We start from the raw sequence: 25,148 nt of genomic DNA on the forward strand, positions 1-25,148 counted from the left end.
GGATGGTTTCTTCGACGCTTCCGGCAAACGGACCTCCGGATACGTCCTGGAAACAGGCGCGGCGCGCCGTCCTCCAGAGTCATGCTGACCAGAGTCATGCTGGCGCGCGCGTGGCACCCCCTCGACAGCGGGACCGAGGGCATGCCCAGGACCGGCGGAGACAGCCGTGCGAGATGCGCTCCTACCGCCCCCGGCGAGAGGAGCGAGCCGCTCGGTGCGCTCGCCTCGGCGTGGACGCCCCTCCGGCGATCGGACTACGCTCCGCGCGTGTCGAGCCGCAGCAAGCAAGGATGACGCGCGCTCCCCGGCCGAGGGCGCTCCCGGCGCCGAGGGCGGCGCGCCAGCCCGGGTGACCCGCCCGTGCGCCGCGGGGGACGCCCCGGCGCGCCGGGCGCGCGGCCGACGGCTTGCGGTGGCCTGCCCGTCGCCTTAGCAAGCTCCGCCGAACGCATGCAGCATTCAAAGCCGAGCTTGCTCGATTTTCGGGACGCCATGACGGTCGGTCCGGCGTCCGAGGCGCTCGGCGTCCCCGCCCTGCCCCCGCACGGCTCGGCTCGGGTGGAGCGTCCCTGCCGATGAGCGCTCCGCACTGCGACGGCACCGCCGTGCTCCCGCCTCCGGGGGTCCGCATCGACGAGATGCTGGCCGCCGAGGCGCTCTCCCTCCGCCCGTCCCGGCTGCCCGATCATGCGGCCGAGAACCGGGCCCTGATCGCCCTCGCCGAGGCGATGGCCGGGTCGCTGGAGGACGTCCTCCCGAAGCTCGTGTCGCTGCTGCTCGAGCTCTGCCGGGCCGACTCGGCGGGCGTCAGCGTGCTCGAGGTGGAGGACGGCCGCGAGGTGTTCCGGTGGGTCGCCCTCGCCGGGGCGTTTGCGCACCACATCGGTGGGACGATGCCCCGGCGCCCGAGCCCTTGCGGCGCCGTCCTCGATTGCAACGCGGCGCTCCTCTTCTCGTTCTCGCCCCCTGCCCGCCACTTCGCGGCCGGCGCCGCCATGGATCCGGCGATCGTCGAGGCGCTGACCGTCCCGTTCCACGCGGGCGGCGCGCCGATCGGCACGGTCTGGGTCGTGGCGCACTCCGACGAGCGGAAGTTCGACGCCGAGGACGCGCGGCTCGTCTCCAGCCTATCGCGGTTCGCCGCCACGGCCGTGCATGCGCTGGCCCAGGCGCGGGAGGCGAGGCGGGCCAGCGACGCGCTGCGGGAGAGCGAGGGCCGGCATCGGTTCCTGGCCGAGCTGGCCGCGGCCACCCAGCCGCTCGTCGATCCCGGCGAGGTCATGGCCGTGACGGCGCGCCTGCTCGCGGAGCACCTCGGCGTGGACCGGTGCGCTTACGCGGAGGTCGAGGACGAGCGCGTGTTCGTCATCACGGGCGATCACACGCGGGGGGTCCGGAGCATCGTGGGCCGGTGGCCGGTCGCCGATTTCGGCCCCGAGGTGGTGCGGCTCATGCTCGCGAACGAGCCGTACGTCATCGACGACGTCGACGCGGACCCGAGGGCCGGAGGCGACCTCGCGGCGTACCGGGCGACGGAGATCCAGGCGGTCATCTGCGTGCCGTTGCACAAGTCCGGCCGGTTCACGGCGGCGATGGCGGTCCACCAGAAGGTGCCGCGGCGCTGGACGCCCGATGAGGTCGGGCTGGTGCGGCTGGTGGTCGGCCGCTGCTGGGAGGCCATCGAGCGGGCGCGGGCGGCCCGGGGCGTGCGGGAGCGGGACGAGCGGCTCGACTATGCGGTCCGGCTGTCGGGTCTCGGGTTCTGGTACTGCGATCTGCCGTTCGACGAGCTGATCTGGGACGACCGGGTGAAGGAGCACTTCTGGCTGCCGCCGGACGCGCGGGTGACCATCGGCACGTTCTACGAGCGGCTGCACCCGGACGACCGGAAGCCGACCCGACGGGCCATCGAGGCGTCGATCCGCGAGCGGATCCCCTACGACATGGATTATCGGACGGTCGATCCGGCCACGGGGGCGTTCAAGTGGGTCCGGGCGCTGGGCGGGACGGCCTATGCGCCGGACGGCACCCCCCGGCGGTTCGACGGGGTGACGGTCGACGTCACCGCCCGCAAGCTCGACGAGGAGCGGGTCGCGCGGCTGCTCGAGCTGGAGCGGGAGCAGGGCCGGCTCCTCAAGCAGGTGGCGGACGCTGCGCTGACCATCCACGCGTCCGGGTCCCTGGGCAGCGTGCTCCAGGGGATCACCGAGGAGGCCCGGCGGATCATCGGGGCGCGCCTGGCGGTGACCCGGCTGAACGCTGGGGTCGACGAGTCGCAGGCGGTCAACCCGGTGGCCACGTCCGGGAAGTACGACGGCTGGCGTGGCCCGGCGGTTCCGTCCGTGGAGGACGGCGTCTACGCGGTGGTCTGCCGCACGAACCGTCCCGTGCGGCTCACCCAGGTTGAGCTGGGGCAGCCTCCCCCGACCCAGGTTGAGCTCCCGCCCACCCAGGTTGAGCCCCCGCTGCCCCCGACCCAGGTTGAGCTCCCGCCCACCCAGGTTGAGCCCCCGACCCAGGTTGAGCCCCCGCCGCCCCCCACCCAGGTTGAGCTCCCGCCCACCCAGGTTGAGCCCCCGTCGCCGCCCCTCACCCAGGTTGAGCTCCCGCCGATGCGGGGCTGGCTTGTCGCGCCGTTCATCGGGCGGAGCGGGGAGAACCTCGGCCTCATCCACCTCTCCGACAAGCACGACGGGGATTTCACCGAGAGCGACGAGGCGATCCTCGTCCAGCTCGCGCACATCGCGTCCGTCGCCATCGAAAACGCCCGGCTCTACGACAAGCTCCGCGACCAGGACCGGCGGAAGGACGAGTTCCTCGCCACGCTCGCCCACGAGCTGCGGAATCCGCTCGCCCCCATCCGGACGGGCCTCGAGATCCTCAAGGTCGCCGGCAGCGCGGACCAGGCCCGCAAAATCCTGGACATGATGGACCGGCAGATCGGGCACATGGTCCGCATGGTCGACGACCTGCTCGACGTTTCCCGGATCACCCGCGGCAAGGTGGAGCTGCGGAAGGAGCGCATCGATCTCCGGGCCGTCCTGAACAGCGCCCTGGAGACGAGCCGCCCGCTGATCGAGGCGGCGGCGCACGAGCTCGCGGTCCGGCTCCCGCCGGCCTCTCTCCTGCTGGACGCCGACCCGACCCGGCTCGCCCAGGTGTTCGCGAACCTCCTCAACAACGCGGCCAAGTACACCCCGGCCGGCGGCAGCATCCGGCTCGCCGCCCAGCGCGACGGGGCCGCGGTGGTCGTCCGGGTCGCGGACAACGGGGTTGGGATCCCGGCCGACATGCTGTCGAACGTGTTCGACATGTTCACCCAGGTTGGCCGCTCGATCGACCGGGCCCAGGGCGGCCTCGGGATCGGGCTCACCCTCGTGAAGCGCCTGGTCGAGCTGCACGGCGGCTCGATCCACGCCGAGAGCGACGGCGCCGGCCGCGGCTCGACGTTCACGATCCGCCTCCCCCTCGCCGCCGCCGAGGAGGCCGCGCCGAGGCCATCGTCCGCCGGCCCTGCGCACGGCGCCCCCCCGGCCGCCCTCCGCGTCCTCGTCGTGGACGACAGCGTCGACGGGGCGGAGAGCCTGGCCCTGCTCCTCCGGCTATCGGGGCACGAGACCCGGGCGGTCCACACCGGCCCCGACGCGCTGACCGCAACCCGGGAGCTCGGCGCCGACGTCGTGTTCCTGGACATCGGCTTGCCGGGCATGAACGGCTACGACGTGGCCCGGCGGCTCCGGGCCGAGCCCGACCTGACCGGTCTCTTCCTCGTGGCGCTCACCGGCTGGGGCACGGAGGAGGATCGGCGGCAGGCCCGCGAGGCGGGGTTCGACCACCACCTGACCAAACCGGTGGACGCGGCCGAGGTGAAGCGGCTCGTCGCGCGCGTCGCCGCGGCCCGCCGGCAGGGCGGCTGACGGCGGGCCCGCGCCCGGCCCTCGCTCGACGACGATGGCGACTTGTAGAGCTCGCGGAATCGGGCGAAGAACTCCATCATCTCCAGCGCGGTCGCCGTGTCCGCCGCTCTCCCTCGGCGCTGTGCTCTCCTCTTTACCCACGGTCCCGCACTCTCGACTTGCTCTCGACGGAGACGACCATGCCCATTCGACTTTCACTGTCGCACACCATTCTCCTAGGCCTGCTCGCTGCTGCCTGCAGCTCGAGTGAGCCCGCCCCGGGTGGCTCCGGCGGCGCTGGCGGCTCCGGCGGCGCTGGCGGCTCCGGCGGTGCTGGCGGCGAGCCGGCGCCCCTGCTCATCGAGACGGAGGCGGGTCCGGTGGAGGGCGCGGTCGTCGGTGCGACGCGCACCTTCCTCGGCATCCCGTACGCCGCGCCGCCGGTCGGCGAGCTGCGCTGGAGACCGCCCGCGCCGCACGAGCCGTGGACCGAGCCGCGCAGCGCGGTGGAGGTGGGCATCCCCTGCTCGCAGCTCAACCTGCTCACGCCCGGCTTCAACGAGAGCTCGGGAGAGGACTGCCTCACCTTGAACGTCTGGACGCCCGAGCGCCCGGCGTCCTCGTCCTTGCCCGTCCTCGTCTGGATTCACGGCGGCGGCTTCGAGATGGGGAGCAGCGCGGAGGCCGATTACGACGGCCGGCTCCTCTCCGAGACGACCGGCTCGGTGGTGGTCACCCTCAACTACCGCCTCGGCCCGCTCGGGTTCCTCGCCCTCCCGGAGCTCAAGTCGGAGGATCCCGATCACCCCGCGACGGGCGCGTACGGCCTCGAGGACCAGCGCGCCGCGCTCGAGTGGGTCAAGGCCAACATCGGCGCCTTCGGCGGCGATCCGGGCAAGGTCACCCTGTTCGGCGAGTCGGCGGGCGGCATCAGCGTCTGCATGCACCTGGTGTCGCCGCCGAGCAAAGGCCTGTTCCATCGCGCCATCATCGAGAGCGGGCCGTGCGACTCCGCCGCGGACGAGGCCACGGCCACGGCGCAGGGGCAGGAGCTCGTCGAGGCGCTGGGCTGCGCCGACGCGCCCTCGGTCCTCGAGTGCCTGCGCGGCAAGCCGGCCGAGGAGGTCATGAGCGCGCTCCCGCCGGGCGAAGCCTTCCTCGTGGGCGCCGGCCCGACCTGGTTCCCGGTCATCGACGGCTGGAACCTCCCCGACGTGCCGAGCAAGCTCCTCGAAGCCGGGAGCTTCGAGAAGCTGCCGACGATCATCGGCAGCAACGCCGACGAGGGCTCGCTCTTCGTCACGCTCTGGGGCGAGGCCGCGACGGTCGCCGACGAGGCCGAGTTCGTGACGTTCGCGGACGGGCTCGCCCCCGGCCACGGCGAAGAGGTGGTGGCGAATTACCCGAGCGACACGTACGGCTCGGCGCAGGCGGCGGCGACCGCGGCGCTGGGCGATTCGATGTTCGTGTGTCCGACGCGGCGCGCGGCGCGCGCCATCGCGAGCGGCGGCGCGGCGACGTATCTTTATCATTTCACCCACGCGCCCGAGAGCTCGCTGCTCGGCGAGCTCGGCGCCTTCCATTCGGCCGAGATCCGGTACGTGTTCGGCAACCCGGGGCTGCTCGTGTCGGAGCCGCTCACCGAGGACGAGCTCGAGCTCTCGCAGGCGATCATGGGGTACTGGTCGCGCCACGCGGAGACCGGAGACCCGAACGGCGAGGATGCGGTCGAATGGCCGAGGTACGAGCCGGAGACGGACGAGAACATCGTCCTCGACATGACCAGCTCCCAGGAGGCCGGGCTGAAGAAGGAGCTCTGCGACATGTGGGACAGCTTCGCCGCGGCGGCTCCCTGACGGCGATCGCACGCCGGCGGGGCCCGGGCGCCGTGGTTGCGGCCCGGCGTGCGGCCTGCGCGCCTCGCGTCCAGGTCCGCCGCCGCGCCGCCTCGCGCCCGGAGCCCCCTGCCGCCGCGCGCGATCTCTAAGTACCGGTAGACACTATGCTATCCTCGCCGCCGTGCTCCCCTCCTACGACCTCGCCGCCATCATGGCCCGCCTCGAAGGGCGCGAGGCCGCGCTCGACGCGCTCACGCAGGAGCGTCAGGCCGCGGTCGCCGCGATCCTGCGGGCGCCGGCGGGGCCTCTGGGCACGGCGCTCGAGCCCGCCGGGAGCCCGGAGCCCGGCGAGGCCGAGCTCCTCCTGATCCGCCGCGCCGAGCACCCGGGCGATCCCTGGTCAGGGCACATGGCCCTTCCGGGCGGCCGGCGCGAGGAGCGCGACGGGAGCCTGCTCGCCACCGCGATCCGCGAGACGCACGAGGAGGTGGGGATCGACCTCGCGGCGCACGGCACCCTGCTCGCGCGCCTGCCCGACATCCCGGCGGTCGTCCGCGGGCGGCGCGTCGGGATGATCATCGCCCCGTTCGTCTTCGCGCTGCGCTCCACGCCGGATCTCACCCTGAGCGACGAGGTGGCCGAGGCGCTCTGGACGCCGCTCGGACCGCTCGCGCGCGGCGAGCGCACCTCGAGCTACGCGTACACGCACGAGGGGAACGTCCTCCAGCTCCCGTGCCTGCGCGTGGACGAGCGGGTCGTCTGGGGCCTGACCTACATCATGCTGGAGCAGCTCTTCGACCTGCTCCACCGGTGAGCCGCGGCTGGGCGCTCGCGGCCCGGGCGACCGCCGGCGCCGGCTGGAGCCGGCGTGGTCGCCGCCGCGCCCCTCGCGCTCCCCCGAGGCGCCTTCTCCTCAGAACCCGCCCTCGATCGCGATCCCCGGCATCGTGACCGGCCCGATCGTCTGCGGCGTGCACCCGCTGTCGTCGCAGCTCACGTCGAACACCTCCTTGGCGAGCGTCGCGTTCTGCACGTCGAGCACGAGGCCGAGGTAGCTCCGCGCGCCCAGCGCCCAGCGCTTCGACAGGCGCATGTCGAGCCGGTAGAACGGCTGGATCCGATCCGGGTGCTCGCGCGGGGGGCGGCCCGGGGTGGCCTCGTCGGCGGGAAAGCCGGTGTAGAAGACGTGGCGGATCCCGGCGCGCCACCCCTTGCCGAGGTCGTAGAGCAGCGCGACGTGCGCGACGTGCGTCCGGTCGTAGGCCGAGGGGATCGTCGCCTTGCCGCGCGTGCGCGTGGAGCGCGACAGCGTGTACGACGCCAGGAAGAACATGTCGCGGCGCAGCGCCCCGCGCGCGCCGAGCTCCAGGCCGTAGGTGTCGCCGAGGCTCCGCGTGAGGAAGCGCTCCGTGCTGAGGTTCGTGCCGCGCCCGGTGCCGATCGGATCGCTCAGCCCGAAGGTCACCTGCCGGAACGCCGTCGCGCTGAAATTGACCGGACCCACGTTGGCCTCGACGCCGAAGCTCGACTGCAGGCTGCGCTGCAGGCCCCCCGGGATGCCGCCGATCTGGAGCGCCGGCAGCGGGGCGAGGCCGGGCAGCTGCGAGGCGACGCCGAAGGCCGGGATGAGCCGCACGTGGTCGCCGACGCCGAAGCGGCCGACGATCCTCGGGTCCACGGCGACGGCGGTGCGGCCGAGCGACGTGTAGTGATCCACGCGCACGCCGGGCGTGAGGGTCGAGCGCTCGTCGAGCACGAGCAGCGCGTCGGCCCACGCGCCCAGCGCGAGATCGAGCCGGCTGCGGAAGAGCTCGGGGAAGCTCTCGTCGAGCTGCTCCGTGCCCTCGGCGGGCTCGTCGTCCGCGCCCTCGGCGGGCTCGCCGGCCGTCGGCGGGCTCGGGCGCGGGGTCACCTGGTAGCGGTCGACCGCCGCGTCGGCCCCGGCCCGCAGGAGCGCGCGCCCGCCGAGGATGGGCCGGGCCAGGCTCATCCGCGCGTTGAGCTTCCAGGCCTGCGCGATCTCGACGCCGACGCCGCGCGACTGGTCGAGCCCGAGGGTGAGCGCCGCCCGGACGCGCGCGCCCGAGGCGTCCTCGCGGTCGTAGCGCAGGTCCAGGCGGTGGAAGTCGCTGTCGAGCAGGACGTTGGTCGCCTTGGCGCCGCCGCCCTCGTCGATGCTGGCGAGGTAGTCGTACGCGCCGAAGGCGAAGACGGTGAAGCGCTCCTCCGGGCCGAGCCGGTAGGTCACCCGTCCCTGGTAGTCGGCGTAGCCCACGTCGACGCTCGGCACGAGCGCCGAGGTGAGCGCCGCGCCGGCGGCGTAGTGGCCTCCCACGAGGACGTGCGTGTCCCGGTCCACCGGCCCCTCGACGACGCCGCCGAGGTCGATGAACCGGAGGCTCCCCTCCCCGCGCCAGACGTCGGACGGCGGCGCGCTCTCGGCCTCGATCGCCGCGCCGGCGAGCCGCCCGATGTCCGCGGGATAGGGGCCGAGGTGCATCTCGACGCGCTGGACCATCGAGGCCGGGATGACGCTGGGGCCGGCGCCCACGTGGAAGAGGAGCGGGACCTGGATGCCGTTGAAGAAGTAGCCGATGTTCCCCGGCGGCGCGCCGCGGATGTAGTAGTACGGCATGCCGCTCGCGATGGAGGTCACGCCGGGCTGGATCTCGATGGCGCGGTAGGGATCTCCGAGCGCGCCGGGCAGCTCGCGGATGTCGCGCCGGGAGAGCGAGACGGAGCCCGGCGGGGCGCGGTTGCCCTCGACGGTCACCTCGATCCCGGCAGGCGCGGCGGGCGAGTCGGCCGACGCGGGTGAGGAGGCCGGCGCGGCGGGCGCCTCGGTCGGCGCGGCGGGCGTCTGCGGCTTGTCCAGCGGCGCGGCGACCGTCGCCGGGGCGGGCTGGGGGTGCGCCTCGCCCGCGTGGGCGCTGGCGGCGGCGGCGATCGCGAAGGCGAGGAGTGCGCTGGAGGATCTCACGCGGATGTCGTCGATGCGCCGCCGGGAGATGGAAGAGCCGCCCCCCTGGCGCCCGGGGAGTTAGCAGCTCCAGCCACGCGGCGGAAGGCGGCGAGGCACGGCGCGCTCCTGCCGCCTGGGACATCGCCGCTCCGGGCGGCCCCGGCCGTCTCCCGCCTCGTGCGCCCTGGCCGCTTGGGCCCCGCCGCGCGGTCCGCCGATGTAGACACGGGAAGCTTTTCGAAGAGCTGCCCGGCGCGATCCGCCTGCTCGCATCGACGCTGGGCGGAGCCCCTCGGCGCGCCCCGTGAGCAGAGCACAAAAAAACAGAGCGCCTATTCGACGGCGGGGGGGGGAAGCCGTCACAGGCGCTCTGCCCTGCATGCTTAGCAGGACGCGGGCCAGGGCTCGTCCCGACATGTTTCCGGTAGTTATCCTAAGGGGTTACCCGACCTCTTTTCGATCCTGAGATCGTCGCTTGCAGATCTGGCAGCTCGCCGCCGGGACCGGGGAGTGCTCGGTTGCGGCGACTGGCCCCCGGAGGCGGGAGCGCTCACCGGGGTTGGGTCTGCGCCACCGCGAGCGCTCACCGGGGTTGGGTCTGCGCCGCAGGGGCGCTCACCGGGGCGCTCACCCGGGTTGGGGTTGCGGCGTCTCGGTGAGCGCTGCGCCGGCCGGACCGGAAGCACAAAAAAACAGAGCGCCCATTCGACGGCGGGGGGGGGAAGCCGTCACGGGCGCTCTGTCCTCCGTGATTAGCAGGATGTGGGCCAGGGTTCGGCCCCGACGACTTCACGGGGTTACCCCTAAGGATGCCCCCGATCGCTTTCGATCCTGCGACGGCTGCTTTCAGTCCTGGCATGCCGGCAGCTGCGCCCGGATCGCCTCGGCAGCTCCGCCATGTCCGAGGGCGACCGACCGAGCGCTCCCGGGTTGACGAACCGTACATCGTACGTTACGTCGTACGCATGAGCTCTCCCTTGCCCGTGGACAGCGACATCCGACCTTTCCGCATCGACATCCCGCAGGCCGCGCTCGACGATCTGCGCGATCGCCTCGCCCGCACCCGCTGGCCCGACGAGCTGCCCTCCGCGGGCTGGTCGTACGGCGTCCCGCTCGGCTACTTGAAGGAGCTCGCCGCGTACTGGCGCACCACCTACGACTGGCGCAGGCACGAAGCGCGGCTGAACGAGCACCCGCAGTTCACGACGACGATCGACGGCCAGCGGATCCACTTCCTCCACGTGCGCTCGCGCGAGCCCGGCGCGCTGCCGCTGATCGTGACGCACGGCTGGCCGAGCTCGGTCGTGGAGTACCTCGACGTCATCGGTCCGCTGACCGATCCCCGCGCCCACGGCGGCGATCCGGCGGACGCGTTCCACCTGATCATCCCCTCGCTCCCCGGATACGGGCTCTCCGGGCCGACCCGCGAGGCCGGGTGGGGCGCGCGCCGGATCGCCTGCGCCTGGGCCGAGCTCATGCGAAGGCTCGATTACCCGCGTTACGGCGCCCAGGGCGGCGACTGGGGCACGTGGATCTCCCGCGAGGTCGGCCTCGTCGATCCCGACCACGCGATCGGCGTGCACACGAACGGCCTCGTCTCGTGGCCATCCGGAGATCCCGAGGAGCTCATGGGCCTGACGGACGCCGAGCAATCCCGGCTCAAGGCGGCCGAAACCTACCTGCGGGAGCTGTACGGCTACAAGAAGATCCAGTCGACCCGACCTCAGACGCTGGCCTACGCCCTCTCGGATTCGCCGGTCGGCCAGCTCGCCTGGATCGTCGGTGTGCTCAAGGAGTGGACCGATTGCAAGGACACCCCCGAGGACGCCATCGATCGCGATCGCATCCTCACGAACGTGATGCTGTACTGGCTCACCAACACGGCCGCCTCGTCGGCCCGCTCGTTCGTGGAGACCCCGGACACGCCGGACGACGCGGATCTCTCCGAGGTGAAGCCCTCGACCCTGCCCACCGGCGTCGCGGTGTTCCCGCGCGACATCATCGCTCCGATCCGCAGGTTCGCCGCCCGCGACAACACGAACATCGTGCACTGGTCCGAGTTCGACCGCGGCGGCACCTTCGCGGCCATGGAGGAGCCCGACCTGTTCACCGGCGACGTGCGCGCCTTCTTCCGCCGCTTCCGCGGGGGCGCGACCGGCGCGAAGGGGTGATCTCATGAGCGACGTGACGACGATTCCCGTGCTTCCGTGCGTGTCGATGCCCGAGACCCTGGCGTTCTACGGCGCCCTGGGCTTCGAGGTCACCCACCAGCAGACGAGGCCGAACGTGTACGCGGCCACGCGCCGCGGCGACGTCCACCTGCACTTCATGGGCCTCAAGAGGCTGGATCCCAGGGAGGCGTACAGCACGTGCCTTGTGCTCGTCCCCGAGGTCGAGCGCCTCCACGAGACCTTCTCGGAGGGCCTGCGGCGGGCGTATGGCAAGGTTCCTGTCTCCGGCTTTCCCCGGATCTCGCGCATGAAGAAGGGGCAGAGTCGCTTCACGGTGGTCGATGTCGCGGGCAACTCGGTCATCTTCATCCGGCGGGACGCGCCGGATGAAGATGACGACGCGACCGCCGGGTCGCGCTCGGACTCGAGGCTGGGCCGGGCGCTGCGCGCGGCGGCGCGGCTGCGTGATTTCAAGAACGACGACGCCGCCGCCGCCAAGGTGCTCGACGTGGCGCTCGCCCGGAAGGAGGAGGCGGACGCCCCGCTCGAGCGAGCGCGCGCCCTCGCGGCGCGGCTCGAGCTCGCGGTCGCCCTGGGCGAGGAGGCGCGGGCGCGCGCGCTGCGCGCCGAGCTCGACGAGGCGCCGCTCTCCGAGGAGGAGCGCGCGCAGATAAGACCCCTGCTGGATGCGGTGGACGTGCTCGAGCGATCGCAGCGCTAGGCGCGTTGCCGGTTGTGCGGGGCTGCTGCCGAGCCGCCCGCCCCCTCCCTTCGTGAGGGGCCTACGTTCCTTCCTCCCGCCGTTACCCTTCACGTCCAGCACGTTCCGTTGCGGTCCGGGAGCGCTCTCCCAGCGCCATGCCTTCCGCCATCCGGAGCGATATTCTCGCACGAGACGCATGATGCGCGAGCGCTGATAATTTCGTGAGCCAGACCGGAATGACATCGACTCATTGAGGCTTCACAGCAGATTGGGCTTTCCTGTCCTCACCGACCCAAGTATGGATTCGGCGTGCGCGATCTCCCCTCTCTGGATGGACGCTTGCGCCACGCGCCCCGGCCGCGCGGGCCCGCCGGCGTGAACCGGCGTGAGCTCGAGAGCGGTTGGAGCGGCGGCGCCAAGAGATCAGCGCGGCGCAGTGATCCCTGTCCGACGGCCGGACCGAAACACGCCAGAAAAGGGCCACGACGATGACGACAAGGAAGTACCCGCTCGCGCTCGCGCTCGCGCTCGCTACTGCCGGGAGCTTCGCGGGCTGCTGGAACAGCGGCCCCGTCCAGATGTTTTCGTGCGACGAACCGTGCTACGGCCTGGACGCCCACGAATGCGACAAGCCGTGCGCCGTGTGCCAGGGCGCCTGCGTGGAGCTGCCATACCTCGGGTTCGGCGATCCCATCCTGCTCTGGAGGGGCGACCCGGTCGACGGGGCGTCTGCGCCGGAGTGCCCGGCGGAGACGCCGGAGGTCGTGTTCGACGGCTACGGCGGCTTCGCCGACGCGCACAGCTGCCCGACATGCCGCTGCATGCAGCCCGCCTGCGAGCTGCCGCCGAGCCTCCAGGGGAGCGCCTCCGCCACGTGCGACGGGGCGGCGTCCACGTCGTTCGACGCCCCCGACGGGTGGAACGGCGCGTGCGCCACGACCGCCTCGAGCGAGCTCGGCTCGCTGGTCATCCCGGCGCCGACGGTGAGCCCCTGCGCGCCGACGATCGATCCGGGAGGGCCGCCGCCCGAGCTGCCTGCCCCGTTCAGCGTGCGGGCGCGCGGCTGCGCGGGCTCGGCCGACAAGCACGCATGCGCCGATCCCTGGAAGATGTGCGTCGCTTCCCCCGCGCAGCGACCGGAGGGCTTCGCGATATGCATCCGCTACCTCCGCGAGGGCGAGCCGAAATGCCCGGAGCACTACCCCGAGCTGCAAGCGCTCTACACGGGCTTCGACGATGCGCGCAGCTGCTCGCCGTGCGGGTGCGAGCCGCCCGAGGGCAGCGCGTGCTCCGCGATCGTGTCGGCCTACGACGACGGCAGCTGCCACCGGCTGCTCGGCGCCGCGACCGTGACGCTGGCCGGGCCGAAGTGCCTCGCAGGGCCGGACCTGCACCTCGAGAGCATGGATGCGCAGTGGGTCACGAACGAGCCGGGCACATGCGCCCCGACCGGCGGAGTCGCCGCTGGAGAAGTGACACCCGAGGGAGCTACGTATTTTTGCTGCCAGTCCGACGAGGTCGTCGCCATCCCCTGATGACCTCGCTCGCCCCTCAGGCCCGCTCGGCACGGACGCCTCTGTCCCCCGCGGAGCGCAGATGTCCTTTGCATTCGGGACGCCACTTCGTGTACCCGGGCGCGCGCTTCGCGGCTATAGAAGCGAATCACGCGGAAGGGAGAGCGGATATGCGAATCGCACGATGGTGCTTCTGGATGGCGCTCGCGGCGAGCGGCTGCAGCGCGTCCGGCGACGGTACGTCCCCGGCAGACACCAGCCAAACCACAGGGGCCGGCGATAGCAGCGGCGGCGACGGAAGCGGCGAAGGCCACGGCAGCGGCGCGGGCGGCCAGGACGAGACGTTCGGCGCCGGCGCCGGGACCGGCGGCGGCGATGAGGGCGGCGGGAGTGAGGACACCGACAGCCGGTGCATCGAGCGGGCGGCCCTCGTGTACGTGCTCTCGCAGGACAACGAGCTCTACAGCTTCAGGCCCGATCGCAAGGAGTTCACGAAGATTGGTGTCCTGGGTTGCCAAACCAGCATGCATCCAAACTCGATGGCGGTCGATCGCGACGCGGTGGCGTGGGTCAACTATGTGTACGGCGACGACAGCGAAGGCACGCTGTTCAAGGTCAGCACCGAGGACGCGAGCTGCGAGCCCACGGACATGTCGCTCTCGGCGGGGTGGTCCCGGCTGGGGATGGGCTTCTCGAGCGACCTCTCCCGCCCGGACGCGGAGCAGCTGTTCGTGGCGGGCGCGACCGGCAGGCCGGGCATCGGGCTCGGGAGGATCGACGGCTCGTCGGTGACGCCGGTCGGGGAGTTCAGCGGCTCGCTGCGCGGCGCCTCGGCGGAGCTCACCGGCACGGGCGACGGGCGCCTCTTCGGCTTCTTCACCACCACGCCGGTCCAGCTCGCCGAGATCGACAAGGAGACCGGCGACATCGTCGAGGCCACGGATCTGCCGGGCATCGAGACCCCCAGCGCGTGGGCGTTCTCGTTCTGGGGTGGCGACTTCTATTTCTACACCGCGCCGGATGAGTTCCAGTCGTCGCGGACCACCAACGTGAGCCGCTACCGGCCCTCGGACGGCTCGATCGATCCCGACTACATGACGAACATCGGCTTCCGCATCGTCGGCGCCGGCGTCTCGACCTGCGCCCCGCTCGAGGTGCCGCGCTGAGGGGCCGCCGGCGCGCGATGGCGCGCTGGCACGCCTTCGCGCATCGGTGGACGACAGCGCATCGCAGCCCGCATCGGGCGGCACGTGCAGGGGTTGCCCCTCGGGGGCTCCCCGATGCCCCCCGAGGCCATCGGGAACGGATGCGGCCCTGGTGAATCCGATCCTCGCGGTACAGACGTCTACCGCTCCGGCGCCGCCGGCCTCACGTTCGGTGTGCCGGACCAGGCGTGGAGGTGCTGTGATGCGGATGAGGCTGCTCCCTGTGCTCGCGCTCGCCCTGCCGCTCACCGCAGCGTGCGGGGCGGCGCCGGGCGCCGATCACCCGGCGCGCGACGACATCTTCGATGCCGCGGGGCCGAGCGAGTTCATCCTGCTCACCGCCCGGGGCGAGCTCGTGAGCGCCGACATCGAGCCGGGGCGCGTCGTCGGGCCGGACGTGAGCCTGGGCGTGTACGCGGCGGACGGCGGGCGCGACGGGCAGGCGGTCCGGGGCGTCGCCTTCAACCAGCCCGTGAGCGTCACCGCGACCGAGCAGGCCGCGACCGGCATCGTCGGCGCCATGCCGCTTCAGCTCTCGGTGACCCGGGCGGAGGCAGGGCTCCGCGCGCGCGGCCTCGTGGCCGGCGCCCTCTCCGACTACCGGCTGGACGACCGGCAGCTCACCGGCCGGATCGGGCGATGCAGCTACGAGCTCACCCGGACGGGACGCACCTACGAGGGTGCGCGCAGCTGCGGAGGCCAGCCTCACCGCGTGACCGTCCTCTTGCCCCGCGCGCTGTCCTCGTGGAACGACGCCGCGCTCGCGACCACGCTGGGGCTGCTCCTCGGCGCCTGAGCGCGCCGCCGGCCGTCGCGTGGCGAATGACAGGCCGCGCAGCGGCTGCTAGAGCTCGGGTCCACCTGGCAGGACGAGAGCCGAGAGCCCGCCGGGCACGGAAAGGCCGAGCATCCTGGGCCCCAGGCCTCGGAGGTTCTTTCTTCGCTCCGCGCGCGCCGTACCCTCCTCTATCTCCGTGACGAAGCCCAGATCCGATGGAAACGCGCCGGGCAGGCCGGCCGCGGCGACGCCCCCCAGCCTCCTCGAGGGGCGCTCCGCGCCGATCCCGGTCGGACCGCGGCTCGAGGCCGTGCTCGAGCTCGCGTACCGCGCGCGGCGCGCGGTGCTGCTCGAGGGCCCGACGGGGATCGGCAAGAGCGAGCTCGTCCGGCAGCTCGCCGAGCGGCTCGGCATCGCCACGGTCGTGCTCGACCTGAGCCTCCTCGAGCCGCCCGACCTCGTGGGCCTGCCGGTCATCCGGGACAACCGGACCGCCTACGCGGCGCCGTCGGTGCTGCCTCAGGAAGGCGCCGGCATCCTGATGCTCGAGGAGCTCAACCGGGCGGAGCGGTACATCCAGCAGCCGGCGCTCCAGCTGCTCAGCGCCCGGCGGCTGCACGAGTACGAGCTGCCCGCGGGCTGGGTGTGCTTCGCCGCCGTGAACCCCGAGTCGGCCGACTACCAGGTGACCCCGCTCGATCGCGCGCTCCGGGCGCGGTTCCTCAACCTGAACGTCCGCGCGGACCGGGCGTCCTGGCTCGCCTGGGCGCAGGTGAACGGGATCCACCCGGGCGTGATCGCGCTGGCGCAGGCGCACGAGCGCATCCTGGACGACGTCCCGCCGCGCACCTGGACGTACGCGTCGCAGGTGCTGAGCGCGCTCCGCCCCGAGGAGCTCGCGGACGGCGTGCTGCTGCGCGACACGCTCGGCGGGTACCTGCCGCCGAGCTGGGTGGAGCTCCTGCTCGCGTCGAAGGACTCGTGGTCGACGCGGCTGCCGTTCGACCTGCGCGCGCTGCTGGCCGACTACGGGCCGACCTCGCCCGCGGGCAAGGCGCTGCGCGCCGCGCGCGAGCGCGGGGAGACCGACCGCTTCGACGAGGTGACGACGCGGCTCGCGCCGCTGCTCGAGGGGCCGGAGGTCGGCGTGCTCGCGGCGCAGCGGAAGCTGTCGCTCGCGGCGTTCGAGGCGCTGCTCGCCGACCTGCCCGGCGACCACCGCGAGCGCCTCCAGGACGCGCTCGGCGGCAACGCGACCGCGACGCAGCTCATCGACGTCCGCCCCGAGGAGCTGCTCCAGAACTACCCGGGCAGCGCCGCCGAGCAGAAGGTGCTGGCGTGGCGCGCCGATGCGCTGCGGCAGCACCGGGTGGGGCTCGTCGTGACCGCGCTGTCGGCGCACCTGTCGCAGCAGGCGAAGCTCGTGGAGGTGCGGCGGAGCAACGTCGCGCGGGCGTGCCTGGGCCAGCTGCTCGCGCAGCTGCCGGAGCGCTGGGCCCTCCGACTGGCGGGGGCGCTGAAGAAGCACGGCGTCACGCCCATCCGGCCGCAATGAGGCGGGGCAACGAGGCGACGAAGCAGGCGCCCGAGGCGGCGAAGCAGGCGCCCGAGGCGGCGAAGCAGGCGCCCGAGGCGGCGAAGCAGGCGCCCGAGGCGGCGATGCCGGAGACCGAGCGCGCGGCGCGCCGCGAGGTGCCCGAGGACGAGCTCGCGGCGTGGCTCGACGCCTTCGTGCGCGATCCGGGGTTTCTGGAGCGATATCCCTGCTACGCGGCGATCCTCGGGCGGCTCGCGCCGGTCGCGGACCCCTCGGTCAGGCGCATGGCGGTCTCGATGTTCGAGGGCCGCTTCTTCCTCCACGTCAACGTGGAGTCGTTCATGAACGAGCCCGTGTTCCTGCGCGGCGTGCTCCTGCACGAGGTGCACCACGTGGCGCTCGGGCACCTCTGCCACCCCAAGTTCGCGGGCGCGGACGAGCCCGAGCTCATGGATCTCGCCCTGGAGATGTCGGCCAACGAGTACATCGAGGAGCCGCTGCCCGACCCGATCCGGTGGCAGCCCTACGCCCCGGTCGGGCTGCGCGGCGGCCAGAGCACGCTCGAGCGCTACGAGCTGCTGGTGCGCGCGGCGCGCGAGGGCAAGCTCCCGCAGCGGGGCGGCGAGGCCGTCGACGACCACCGCGTGCTGCGCCGCCCCTCGCGGGAGCCGGGCGCGGTGGAGCAGACGCGGCAGCTCCTGCTGCGCGCCGCCGAGGAGGCGGGCGCCCTCGCGGACGACGGCGACCCGGCGGATCTGCCCGGCCTGACGCTCGCGGGCAAGACGCCCGGCCGGCTCATCGAGGAGCTCACCGACGTGCTCGGCCCGCGCGCGACCCCGCTCGACTGGAAGACCGCGCTGCGGATGTTCGTGGCGCGGGAGCGCGCCCCGGTGCACACGTACGCGCGGCCGAACCGGCGCTTCCCGGGCCGCGTCGGCGAGGTGCCCGGCAGGACGTACGCGCCCCGGGCCATCGCGAAGCCGTCGGTGCTCGTGGCGATCGACACGTCGATGAGCATGCGGCGCGACGAGCTCGAGGAGATCGCCCGGCAGCTGCAGGCGATGAGCGAGGTCGCGCGCATCACCGTGGCCGAGTGCGACACGGAGATCGGGCGCGTGTACGCCTTCGACGGGCGGCTCGGCGACGTGGGCGGCCGCGGCGGGACCGATCTGCGGCCGGTGTTCGCGCCGGAGTTCCTGGCGGCCCGGCGGGTCTCCGGCGTCATCTATTTCACGGACGGCGCCGGGCCCACGCCGCCGGCGCCGCCGCCGCTGCCGGTGCTGTGGATCCTGACGAAGCCGCTCGAGTTCGCGTGCCCGTGGGGGCAGCGGGCCTGGCTGGAGCGGAAGCCGAGGCGGGGCTGAGCGTCGGGGGTCGAACCGACCGCGATCGAGCCGACCGGTGTGCATGGGTGGGCTCCTTGGGGCCGCGGGGATGGGCCGCGGCCCTTCGATGCACGCCACGGTGAGAGCTAGAGCGGGCTCGACGTCAAGGGGCCGCGGCTGCGCGGCGCAGCGCGTCCAGGAGAGCCGCGTCAGCGAGCAGCGTCCTCGCAAGCTCGCCGTGCTCGCCGCGGGCGATGGCCTCGAAAACGCTCCGGAAGAACTCCGCGAAGCTGTCCGCCGCGGGGACCTCGACCGTCCGGCGACGGTCGCGCTCGGCGACGCCGAGCTGGATCGGGAGATCGGCGGGGGGCGAGAACGCTCGGTCGATGGTCACGACAACGTCGGGGCCAAGGACCTCCAGGCGGTTCTGGTATCCGGTGGTCATTCCATAGTGCCCGACCAGCGAGCGGCCGCCCGGGAAGATCATGAGCACGCTGAAGGCCGTCTCGACCTCATCGGCGCGCTCGACGACGCGGCAAGCGATCGACTCCGGCTCCGCGGCGGCGAGGAGCACGCGCCCGAGGGTGACCGCGTAGGGCCCGAGATCGAGCAGCGATCCGCCGCCGAGCGCGGCGCGGTACCGGTAGTTGTCCGCCGGCAGCGGGGGAAAGCTGAACGTCGCCGCGAGCCGCGTGGGCGCGCGGCCGGCGTCGCTGAAGATCCGGCGGACCTCGCGGTAGAGCGGGTGATGGGCGTAGACCGTGGCCTCTGCGAGGCAGCGCCCCCGCTCTCGGGCGAGCAGGACGAGGCGCCGGGACGCCTCGACCGAGAGGCAGGCCGGCTTGTCGACCACGACGTGAAAACCCTGCTCGAGGGCGCGCTCGGCGAGCTCCGCGTGCGTGGAGTTGGCCGTCGACACGTACACGAGGGCCGCGTCGCTGCGGGCGAGCGCCGCGCGGTAGTCATCGTAGCGCCGCCCCGTCACGCCAGGCGGCAAGGCGATGTCGGCGCCCCGGGAGGCCGACGCGACATCGATCTCGCGCACGCCGAGGCGCGCGAGCGCCGGCAGCACGCGCCTCCGAGCGAGGCTCGAGTATCCGAGGAGCAGGACCTTCACCCGGGCCCTCCCTCGCCGGAGCGACGCCCGACCCCACCGCGCCAGGGGAGGCCAGGAGCGACGCCCGGCGGCGTGGTCGTGCGCGTCGTCACGTCCCCTTCACCTCCCGCAGGTAGTCCTCCCAGGACCGGATGGATCGGGACGAGTCGTAATGGGTGCTCGCCAGGACGAGGACGACGGTGCCAGGCGCGAAGTCGAGCAGCCGGATGAAGAGCATGGGCACGACGAGCACTCCCCGCGTGGGGGAGTCGAGCGCGAACCGCCGTTTCTCGACGCCATCCGAGAGCTCGAGGACGAAGCGGCCCTGGAGCGCGATGATGACCTGCTGCGTGTCGCGGTGGGCGTGCCCTCCCCGATCCCGTCGGACGTCGTACAGGTAGTAAGCGCGCTTGATGTCGAACGGGATGTCCTCGTTCCCCTCGACGAAGGTCAGCGCCCCGCGCTCGTCCACCACGGAGCGAAAATCGATCCATCGCACGATATCGAGCCGACTCATCCAGAACCTCCGCTTCCGACCGGCCCACGAGGCGCGCGGCAGACAGGCTTGCTTCTCGTGGCTGGTTCCGCGACGAGCTCGCCCTCCTCGGGCCGGGCGGCCGGCCATCCTCCCGCGCCCCCGGAACCGACCTTGGTCGACAATCTACGAGCGACGCACCGGGTGATCCCTCAGGACATTGCGCAAGTAATCCGTATATTCACCCGGCAGCTCGTCCGCGAGCGCCGCCAGCGCGTCCCCGTCGATGAACCCCATCCGGTAGGCGACCTCCTCGGGGCAGGCGATCATCAGCCCCTGCCGCAGCTCGACGGTCTGCACGAAATTCGAGGCCTGGAGCAGCGACTCGTGCGTGCCCGCGTCGAGCCACGCGACGCCCCGGCCGAGCAGCTCGATCCTGAGCTCGCCCCGCGCGAGGTACACGCAGTTGAGGTCGGTGATCTCGTACTCGCCGCGGGCCGAAGGCTTCAGCGACGCCGCGATGTCGCACACCTTGCCGTCGTAGAAGTACATCCCCGGCACGGCGAGGTGGCTGCGCGGCTCGCTCGGCTTCTCCACCAGGCTGATCACGCGCCCGGACGCGTCGAGCTCGACGATCCCGTGCCGGTGGGGGTCGCTCACCGGATACGCGAAGGCGATCGCGCCCACGTCGAGCTTCGCCGCGCGGCGGAGCGTCTCCGGGAGCCCGGTGCCATAGAAGATGTTGTCTCCGAGCACGAGCGCGACGGGCTCGCCGGCCACGAACCCGCGGCCGATGCGGAACGCGTCGGCGAGCCCGCGCGGCTCGTCCTGCACGGCATAGTCGAGGCGGAGGCCCCACTGCCGGCCGTCGCCGAGGAGCCGCTGGTACAGCGGCAGGTCCTCCGGGGTGCTGATGACGAGGATCTCCCGGATGCCCGCGAACATCAGTATCGAGAGCGGGTAGTAGACCATCGGCTTGTTGTAGACCGGCAGGAGCTGCTTGCTCACGCCCCGGGTCACGGGATGGAGGCGCGTGCCGCGGCCGCCGGCGAGAATGATCCCTTTCACTGGTTCGCTCCTCGTTGCGTGTAGTTCCGCTCGATCCAGCCGTGATAGTCGTCGCGCCGCCCGATCGCGGACAGCCACTCCGGGTTCGTCAGGTACCACTCGATGGTCGCGCGCAGGCCCTCATCCAGGGAGAAGCGCGGCCGCCAGCCGAGGTCGCGCTCGATCTTCCGGAAGTCGACCGCGTACCGCCGATCGTGCCCTGGCCGGTCCGGGACGAACTGGAGGAGCTTGCTGTACGGCCGGTAAGGAGAGTCGGGGAAGCGCGCGTCGAGGACCGCGCATATCTGCTGGACGATCTCGAGGTTGGTCGGCTGATTGCCGCCTCCGACGTTGTAGCTCTCCCCGGCGCGCCCCCGCTCGACGACGCGCAGGATGGCCTCGCAGCTGTCGACGACGTAGAGCCAGTCGCGGATCTGGGCGCCGTCGCCATAGACGGGCAGCGGCTTGCCCGTGAGCGCGTTCAGGATCATCAGCGGGATGAGCTTCTCGGGGAACTGCCGCGGGCCGTAGTTGTTGGAGCAGTGCGTGATCGTCGCCGGCAGACCGTAGGTATGGACGTACGCGCCGACCAGGTGGTCGCTCGCGGCCTTCGAGGCGGCATATGGCGAGCTCGGCGCGTAGGGCGTGCCCTCTTGGAACGCGGGGTCCGCCGGCCCGAGGGAGCCGAACACCTCGTCGGTGGAGATGTGATGGAACCGCTTGCCCTCGGCCGCTCCGCCGCGGCCGAGCCACACGGCGCGCGCGGCTTCCAGGAGGCGCAGCGTGCCGACGACGTTGGTCTCGATGAACGCATCCGGCCCCGCGATCGACCGGTCGACATGGGACTCGGCGGCGAAGTGGACGATCGTGTCGATCTGCCACTCGGAGAGGAGGCGCTCGACGAGCTCCCGGTCGCGAATATCGCCGTGCACGAAGGCGTGCCGGCCCTCGCCCGGCAGCCCGCGCAGGCTCTCGAGCCTCCCGGCATAGGTCAACGCGTCGAGGTTGACGATCTGCACCCCGGGCCGCTCCGCCAGCACATGCCGGACGAAGTTCGAGCCGATGAAGCCCGCTCCCCCCGTGACAAGGATCCTCTTCATATCTGCACCTGACGCGCGCGAGCGCCTCCCACGACGCCCGGCGTCCACCAAGGGCCCGCACCGCCCGGCCGCTGACGAGCGATGGCGGCCCTCCGGCCAGGCGCAAGGATTGTGATGCGGACACCAGACCTGTCAACCTCGATTGCATCGATTCGATCGGCGCCGCCGACGACACGCACGAGGCGCGCGATTTACTGCGGTCGCCACGGGCCACGAACCCCGGAATGGCGCCGTGATCGACCATGAGCCCTCGGCCCATCTCATGTGAAGTATTGTAAAGAACCCCGACCCGGATTAAGAACACGCTAATTCACTGTAAAGTATTGCAAAGCCCGGCGCGAAACGCCGGCGAAACACGCAGCACTTACCAATGATTACAGATACTTGCACAAATGATCTCGATCGATACGCCTCGGCCCGCGAGACTTAATTTGCCTTGGAGCGCATCTCGCCTTGCTATGGAGATCGTTTTCGGGGAGACTCCGCGCTCATTGAGCCATGGGGCCTTTTCGCGGCCCAGGCGCAGCGAGGCAAGGGAGCCTGTTCGCACGAATGGCGTCCATCGCAGAGAAGCCGCAGATCCCGGCGGGCGACACGCCGGAGGCGCGCACCGCCGAGCTCCATGAATCTCCGTCGGCGACGAGCGCGAGCGCGCGCGACGCAGGGGAGCTCTTCCTCCTGTCGTCCTCCGATCGCGCGGGCATGGCGGCCGCGATCGACGACCTCGTCGCCGTCGCGGAGGCGGGCTCCGCGATCTCCCTGCGCCGGCTTTCGCGCGAGCGCGCGCGAGGGCCGGGCGGCGAGCACCGCCTCGCGGTGGTCGCGCTCGATCACCGCGATCTCACGAAGAAGCTCAAGCGCGCCAGGACCACGCTCGCGCGCGCGGAGCAGCGGCACCTGCGCGTGCCGAGCGGCGTCTATTATGGAAGCGGCGCTCCGCCGGGCGGGACCGCGCTGCTCTTCCCGGGGCAAGGCTCCCAGTACGAGGGCATGCTGGAGCAGCTCCATCGCCACTGGCCGCCCTCCCGCGCCTGGTTCGACGCCCTCGACGCGTCGTATGCGAGCGCGGGGGAGGCGCCGCCGAGCGAGATCGTGTTTCCGCGCGCGCCCGCCACGAGCGAGGAGGAGCGGCTCTCCCGGGAGCGTCGGCTCGTCGACATGGAGCGCGGGGCGCAGGTGGGCCTGATCGCCAGCCTGGCCTCGTACGAAATGCTCTCGGCGCTCGGCGTCCGCGCCGACATCATGGTGGGCAACAGCAACGGCGAGCACGCCGCGCTCATCGCCGCCGGCGCCATCGCGGCGCCGAGCCGGCGCGCGCTCTGCGACATCATCGCGCAGATCGGCCTGAGCGGCCGGGCCTTGCCGGCGCCGCGGGTCCCCGAGCGCATGGTCGCGGTCAACGCCTTCGACCGGGCCCAGCTCGATGCGCTGCTCGAGCGCCACGGCGGCCAGCTGTTCATCGCGATGGACAACTGCCCCAACCAGGTCGTGATCGCGGGGACCCAGCCGGCGGTGGAGGCGGCCGCGGAGGCCCTGGGCGGCGCCGGCGCCGTCTGCCTGCGGCTGCCGTTCGAGCGCGCCTACCACACCCCGCTGTTCGACGCGTGGCAGCGCACGCTGCGCGCGCATTACGATCGCTTCGTGCCCGGCGCGGCCCACGCGCGGGTGCGCTGCTGCGCGACCCTGGGCCCGGTGCCGGAGGAGCCGTCGCGAGCCTGGGATCTCCTGGCCGCGCAGTGGTCCTCGCCGGTGCGGTTTCGTCAGATGATCGAGGCCCTGTACGACGACGGGACGCGGACGTTCATCGAGGCGGGCCCGAACAACCGCCTCACCGCGTTCGTGGAGGACACCCTGCGCGGGAGACCGCACCTGGCCGTCGCCGCCTCATCGCAGCACCGCAGCGATATCCAGCAGCTGAAACACGTCGTCGGCGAGCTGTACGCCCACGGCCTCGCCGTCCAGGTCGAGCCGCTCGATCTGCTCTGCGACGCCGTGCTGCGGGGCGGCCCCGCGCAGGACGAGGCCCGCGCAGGTGCGCTGGCCAGCGGCCACGGCGCCGGCGCGGCGCAGCGCGGCCGGGGCGCCGGGCCGGCCCGAGATCCGGCGCCACGCGCGCGCTCGATCCGCGCGCTGCACGCCGCGCTGCTGGCCGACGCCGAGGAGAGCCAGGCGCGCGTCCTCCGCGCGGTCCAGCGCCTGACGCGGCAGCCCGGCGCCGCCCCGGCGCCGCCGTCCGCCGCGCGACAGCCAGGGCCGGCAGCGGCAGCGGCGCCGATGGACTGCCCGCTGCTCGGCGACGTCGTGCGGCTCGACGGCCGCGAGCTGCACGCCGAGCGGCGCTTCGACTGGCGGCGCGACCCGTTCGTGCTCGACCACAGCCTCGGGCCGCCCTCGCCGCAGCGCCGGGCGGGCGGGCCGCACCTGCCCGTCCTCCCCTTCACGCTCAGCCTGGAGATCCTCGCGGAGGCAGCCGGGCGGCTCACCGGCCTGCGGCCCGTCGCGTTCTCGGACATCCGCGCGGGGCGATGGCTCGCGCTCGACCGGGGCAGGCTCACCGTTGCGATCCACGCGGAGCGCCTGCCCGGGGACGGGCTCGATGGCCGGGTGCGGGTGAGGCTCCACGAGGTCGACGGCCCGCGGCGATACCCCGCCTTCGAGGGCACGGTGCACGTGGCCGACGATCCCTCGCTGGCGCCGCGCCCGGCGCTCCTCTCCGAACCGGGCGCGCGGCCGCCCCGCGCGTGGTCGGCGCAGCGATTCTACTCGAGCTTCGCCTTTCACGGGCCTTCCTACCGCGGCATCGAGCGCGTCCTCGCGGTCGGAGAGCACAGCATCGAGGCCGATCTGGCGATCACCTATCTGCCCGGGCTCGATGCTCGAGCGCTCCGGATCCACCCGGCGCTCCTCGACTGCACGGGCCAGCTGGTCGCCTTCTGGCTGCTCGAGCGGGGCGAGCGCCATTTCGGGGTATTTCCGTTCCAGGCCCGGCGCGTCGCCTGGTACCGGCGGTCCCTTACGCCGGGCGGACGCATGCGGTGCAGCGGCCATGTCCGCCTCGAGCGCTCGGGCGCCACGTACGCCACGTTCGAGATCGTCGACAGCAGCGGGGCGACGGCGGCCGTCATCGAGGGGCTGGAGCAGCGGTTCGTGCGCTTCCCCGAGGCCATCCATCGCCTGCTGTTCGGCGGCGCGGCAGCGGAGCGCGGCGCGCCGCCGGAGGCGCCCGAGGCGGGGGGCACGGCGGCGGACCGCGCCGTCGATGCGGTCGACGGGTCCTTCCTGAACGCGAGCTGGGGCATCTGGGCGCGGGCGCTCGCGCACGTGGTGCTCCCCGGGCGCGAGCTCGACGACTGGTATCGTCACGACAGCGACGGCGACCGCCGCGTCGCCAGCCTGCTGTCCCACGTGGCGGCAAGGGACGCCCGCGCTCCACGCGCGCAGCCCTCCGCCGAACCCCCGAACATGAACGACCCGAGCTCGGGTCGTCAGCAGAGGAGCTAG

At 72.6% G+C, this 25,148-nt stretch carries 16 protein-coding genes; 11 read left to right on the forward strand and 5 right to left on the reverse strand.

The window, feature by feature from the left end; translation table 11 throughout:
• The first annotated feature begins 575 nt into the window (after positions 1-575).
• The 3 genes from WMF20_RS27465 (at position 576) to WMF20_RS27475 (ending at position 6,548) form a co-directional block, all read left to right on the forward strand.
• Positions 576-3,917 carry a GAF domain-containing protein gene (locus WMF20_RS27465; protein ID WP_437604901.1) on the forward strand — a complete coding sequence of 1,114 codons (3,342 nt, stop codon included), beginning with the start codon at positions 576-578 and terminating at the stop codon, positions 3,915-3,917.
• Between the two features lie 179 nt (positions 3,918-4,096).
• Positions 4,097-5,752, forward strand: coding sequence for a carboxylesterase/lipase family protein (locus WMF20_RS27470; RefSeq protein WP_437604902.1), 1,656 nt, complete (start codon positions 4,097-4,099; stop codon positions 5,750-5,752).
• Between the two features lie 163 nt (positions 5,753-5,915).
• The gene (locus WMF20_RS27475) at positions 5,916-6,548 is read left to right on the forward strand and encodes an NUDIX hydrolase (RefSeq protein ID WP_437604903.1); all 633 of its coding nucleotides are present in this window, start codon (positions 5,916-5,918) and stop codon (positions 6,546-6,548) included.
• A gap of 99 nt (positions 6,549-6,647) precedes the next feature.
• On the opposite strand, the gene WMF20_RS27480 is transcribed toward WMF20_RS27475, so the two are convergent.
• A complete protein-coding gene (locus WMF20_RS27480; RefSeq protein ID WP_437604904.1) occupies positions 6,648-8,714 on the reverse strand; it encodes a TonB-dependent receptor plug domain-containing protein in 2,067 nt (688 codons plus the stop codon).
• A 947-nt stretch (positions 8,715-9,661) separates the two neighbouring features.
• Between WMF20_RS27480 and WMF20_RS27485 the strand changes: the two genes are divergently transcribed.
• From WMF20_RS27485 to WMF20_RS27515, 7 genes are all read left to right on the forward strand, one after another.
• Positions 9,662-10,867, forward strand: coding sequence for an epoxide hydrolase family protein (locus WMF20_RS27485; protein WP_437604905.1), 1,206 nt, complete (start codon positions 9,662-9,664; stop codon positions 10,865-10,867).
• A gap of 4 nt (positions 10,868-10,871) precedes the next feature.
• The gene (locus tag WMF20_RS27490; RefSeq protein WP_437604907.1) at positions 10,872-11,588 is read left to right on the forward strand and encodes a hypothetical protein; all 717 of its coding nucleotides are present in this window, start codon (positions 10,872-10,874) and stop codon (positions 11,586-11,588) included.
• 470 nt (positions 11,589-12,058) lie between these two features.
• A complete protein-coding gene (locus WMF20_RS27495) occupies positions 12,059-13,105 on the forward strand; it encodes a hypothetical protein (RefSeq protein WP_437604908.1) in 1,047 nt (348 codons plus the stop codon).
• Positions 13,106-13,254: 149 nt separating this feature from the next.
• Positions 13,255-14,250: a hypothetical protein gene (locus tag WMF20_RS27500; RefSeq protein WP_129577196.1), complete on the forward strand. Its 996-nt coding sequence runs from the start codon at positions 13,255-13,257 to the stop codon at positions 14,248-14,250.
• A gap of 247 nt (positions 14,251-14,497) precedes the next feature.
• Entirely contained in the window at positions 14,498-15,085 is a 588-nt protein-coding gene (locus WMF20_RS27505) for a hypothetical protein (protein ID WP_437604909.1), read from the forward strand.
• 178 nt (positions 15,086-15,263) lie between these two features.
• Complete coding sequence (locus tag WMF20_RS27510; protein WP_437604911.1) at positions 15,264-16,622, forward strand: AAA family ATPase; 1,359 nt, start codon at positions 15,264-15,266, stop codon at positions 16,620-16,622.
• Positions 16,619-17,968 carry a VWA-like domain-containing protein gene (locus tag WMF20_RS27515; protein WP_437604912.1) on the forward strand — a complete coding sequence of 450 codons (1,350 nt, stop codon included), beginning with the start codon at positions 16,619-16,621 and terminating at the stop codon, positions 17,966-17,968. The genes WMF20_RS27510 and WMF20_RS27515 overlap by 4 nt, the downstream gene beginning before the upstream one ends.
• Before the next feature lie 124 nt (positions 17,969-18,092).
• On the opposite strand, the gene WMF20_RS27520 is transcribed toward WMF20_RS27515, so the two are convergent.
• The 4 genes from WMF20_RS27520 to rfbB all read right to left on the reverse strand — a co-directional run bounded on the left by WMF20_RS27520 (position 18,093) and on the right by rfbB (position 21,647).
• Positions 18,093-19,046, reverse strand: a complete 954-nt coding sequence (locus tag WMF20_RS27520; RefSeq protein WP_437604913.1) for a Gfo/Idh/MocA family protein — start codon at positions 19,044-19,046, stop codon at positions 18,093-18,095.
• A gap of 88 nt (positions 19,047-19,134) precedes the next feature.
• Complete coding sequence (locus WMF20_RS27525; protein ID WP_129577200.1) at positions 19,135-19,542, reverse strand: sugar 3,4-ketoisomerase; 408 nt, start codon at positions 19,540-19,542, stop codon at positions 19,135-19,137.
• 144 nt (positions 19,543-19,686) lie between these two features.
• Positions 19,687-20,568, reverse strand: coding sequence for a glucose-1-phosphate thymidylyltransferase RfbA (gene rfbA / locus WMF20_RS27530; RefSeq protein WP_129577201.1), 882 nt, complete (start codon positions 20,566-20,568; stop codon positions 19,687-19,689).
• Entirely contained in the window at positions 20,565-21,647 is a 1,083-nt protein-coding gene (gene rfbB, locus WMF20_RS27535) for a dTDP-glucose 4,6-dehydratase (protein WP_437604914.1), read from the reverse strand. Before rfbB ends, rfbA begins: the two co-directional genes overlap by 4 nt.
• Positions 21,648-22,199: 552 nt before the next feature.
• Between rfbB and WMF20_RS27540 the strand changes: the two genes are divergently transcribed.
• A complete protein-coding gene (locus WMF20_RS27540) occupies positions 22,200-25,148 on the forward strand; it encodes an acyltransferase domain-containing protein (protein ID WP_437604915.1) in 2,949 nt (982 codons plus the stop codon).

The sequence above is a fragment of the Sorangium sp. So ce834 genome, assembly GCF_051521425.1.
Taxonomy (GTDB): domain Bacteria; phylum Myxococcota_A; class Polyangia; order Polyangiales; family Polyangiaceae; genus Sorangium; species Sorangium cellulosum_D.

Coding starts and splice junctions, on each gene's coding strand:
- WMF20_RS27465 (WP_437604901.1), top strand. CDS start 576: ATGAGCGCTCCGCACTGCGACGGCACCGCCGTGCTCCCGCCTCCGGGG.
- WMF20_RS27470 (WP_437604902.1), top strand. CDS start 4,097: ATGCCCATTCGACTTTCACTGTCGCACACCATTCTCCTAGGCCTGCTC.
- WMF20_RS27485 (WP_437604905.1), top strand. CDS start 9,662: ATGAGCTCTCCCTTGCCCGTGGACAGCGACATCCGACCTTTCCGCATC.
- WMF20_RS27490 (WP_437604907.1), top strand. CDS start 10,872: ATGAGCGACGTGACGACGATTCCCGTGCTTCCGTGCGTGTCGATGCCC.
- WMF20_RS27495 (WP_437604908.1), top strand. CDS start 12,059: ATGACGACAAGGAAGTACCCGCTCGCGCTCGCGCTCGCGCTCGCTACT.
- WMF20_RS27500 (WP_129577196.1), top strand. CDS start 13,255: ATGCGAATCGCACGATGGTGCTTCTGGATGGCGCTCGCGGCGAGCGGC.
- WMF20_RS27505 (WP_437604909.1), top strand. CDS start 14,498: ATGAGGCTGCTCCCTGTGCTCGCGCTCGCCCTGCCGCTCACCGCAGCG.
- WMF20_RS27515 (WP_437604912.1), top strand. CDS start 16,619: ATGAGGCGGGGCAACGAGGCGACGAAGCAGGCGCCCGAGGCGGCGAAG.
- WMF20_RS27525 (WP_129577200.1), bottom strand. CDS start 19,542: ATGAGTCGGCTCGATATCGTGCGATGGATCGATTTTCGCTCCGTGGTG.
- rfbB (WP_437604914.1), bottom strand. CDS start 21,647: ATGAAGAGGATCCTTGTCACGGGGGGAGCGGGCTTCATCGGCTCGAAC.
- WMF20_RS27540 (WP_437604915.1), top strand. CDS start 22,200: ATGGCGTCCATCGCAGAGAAGCCGCAGATCCCGGCGGGCGACACGCCG.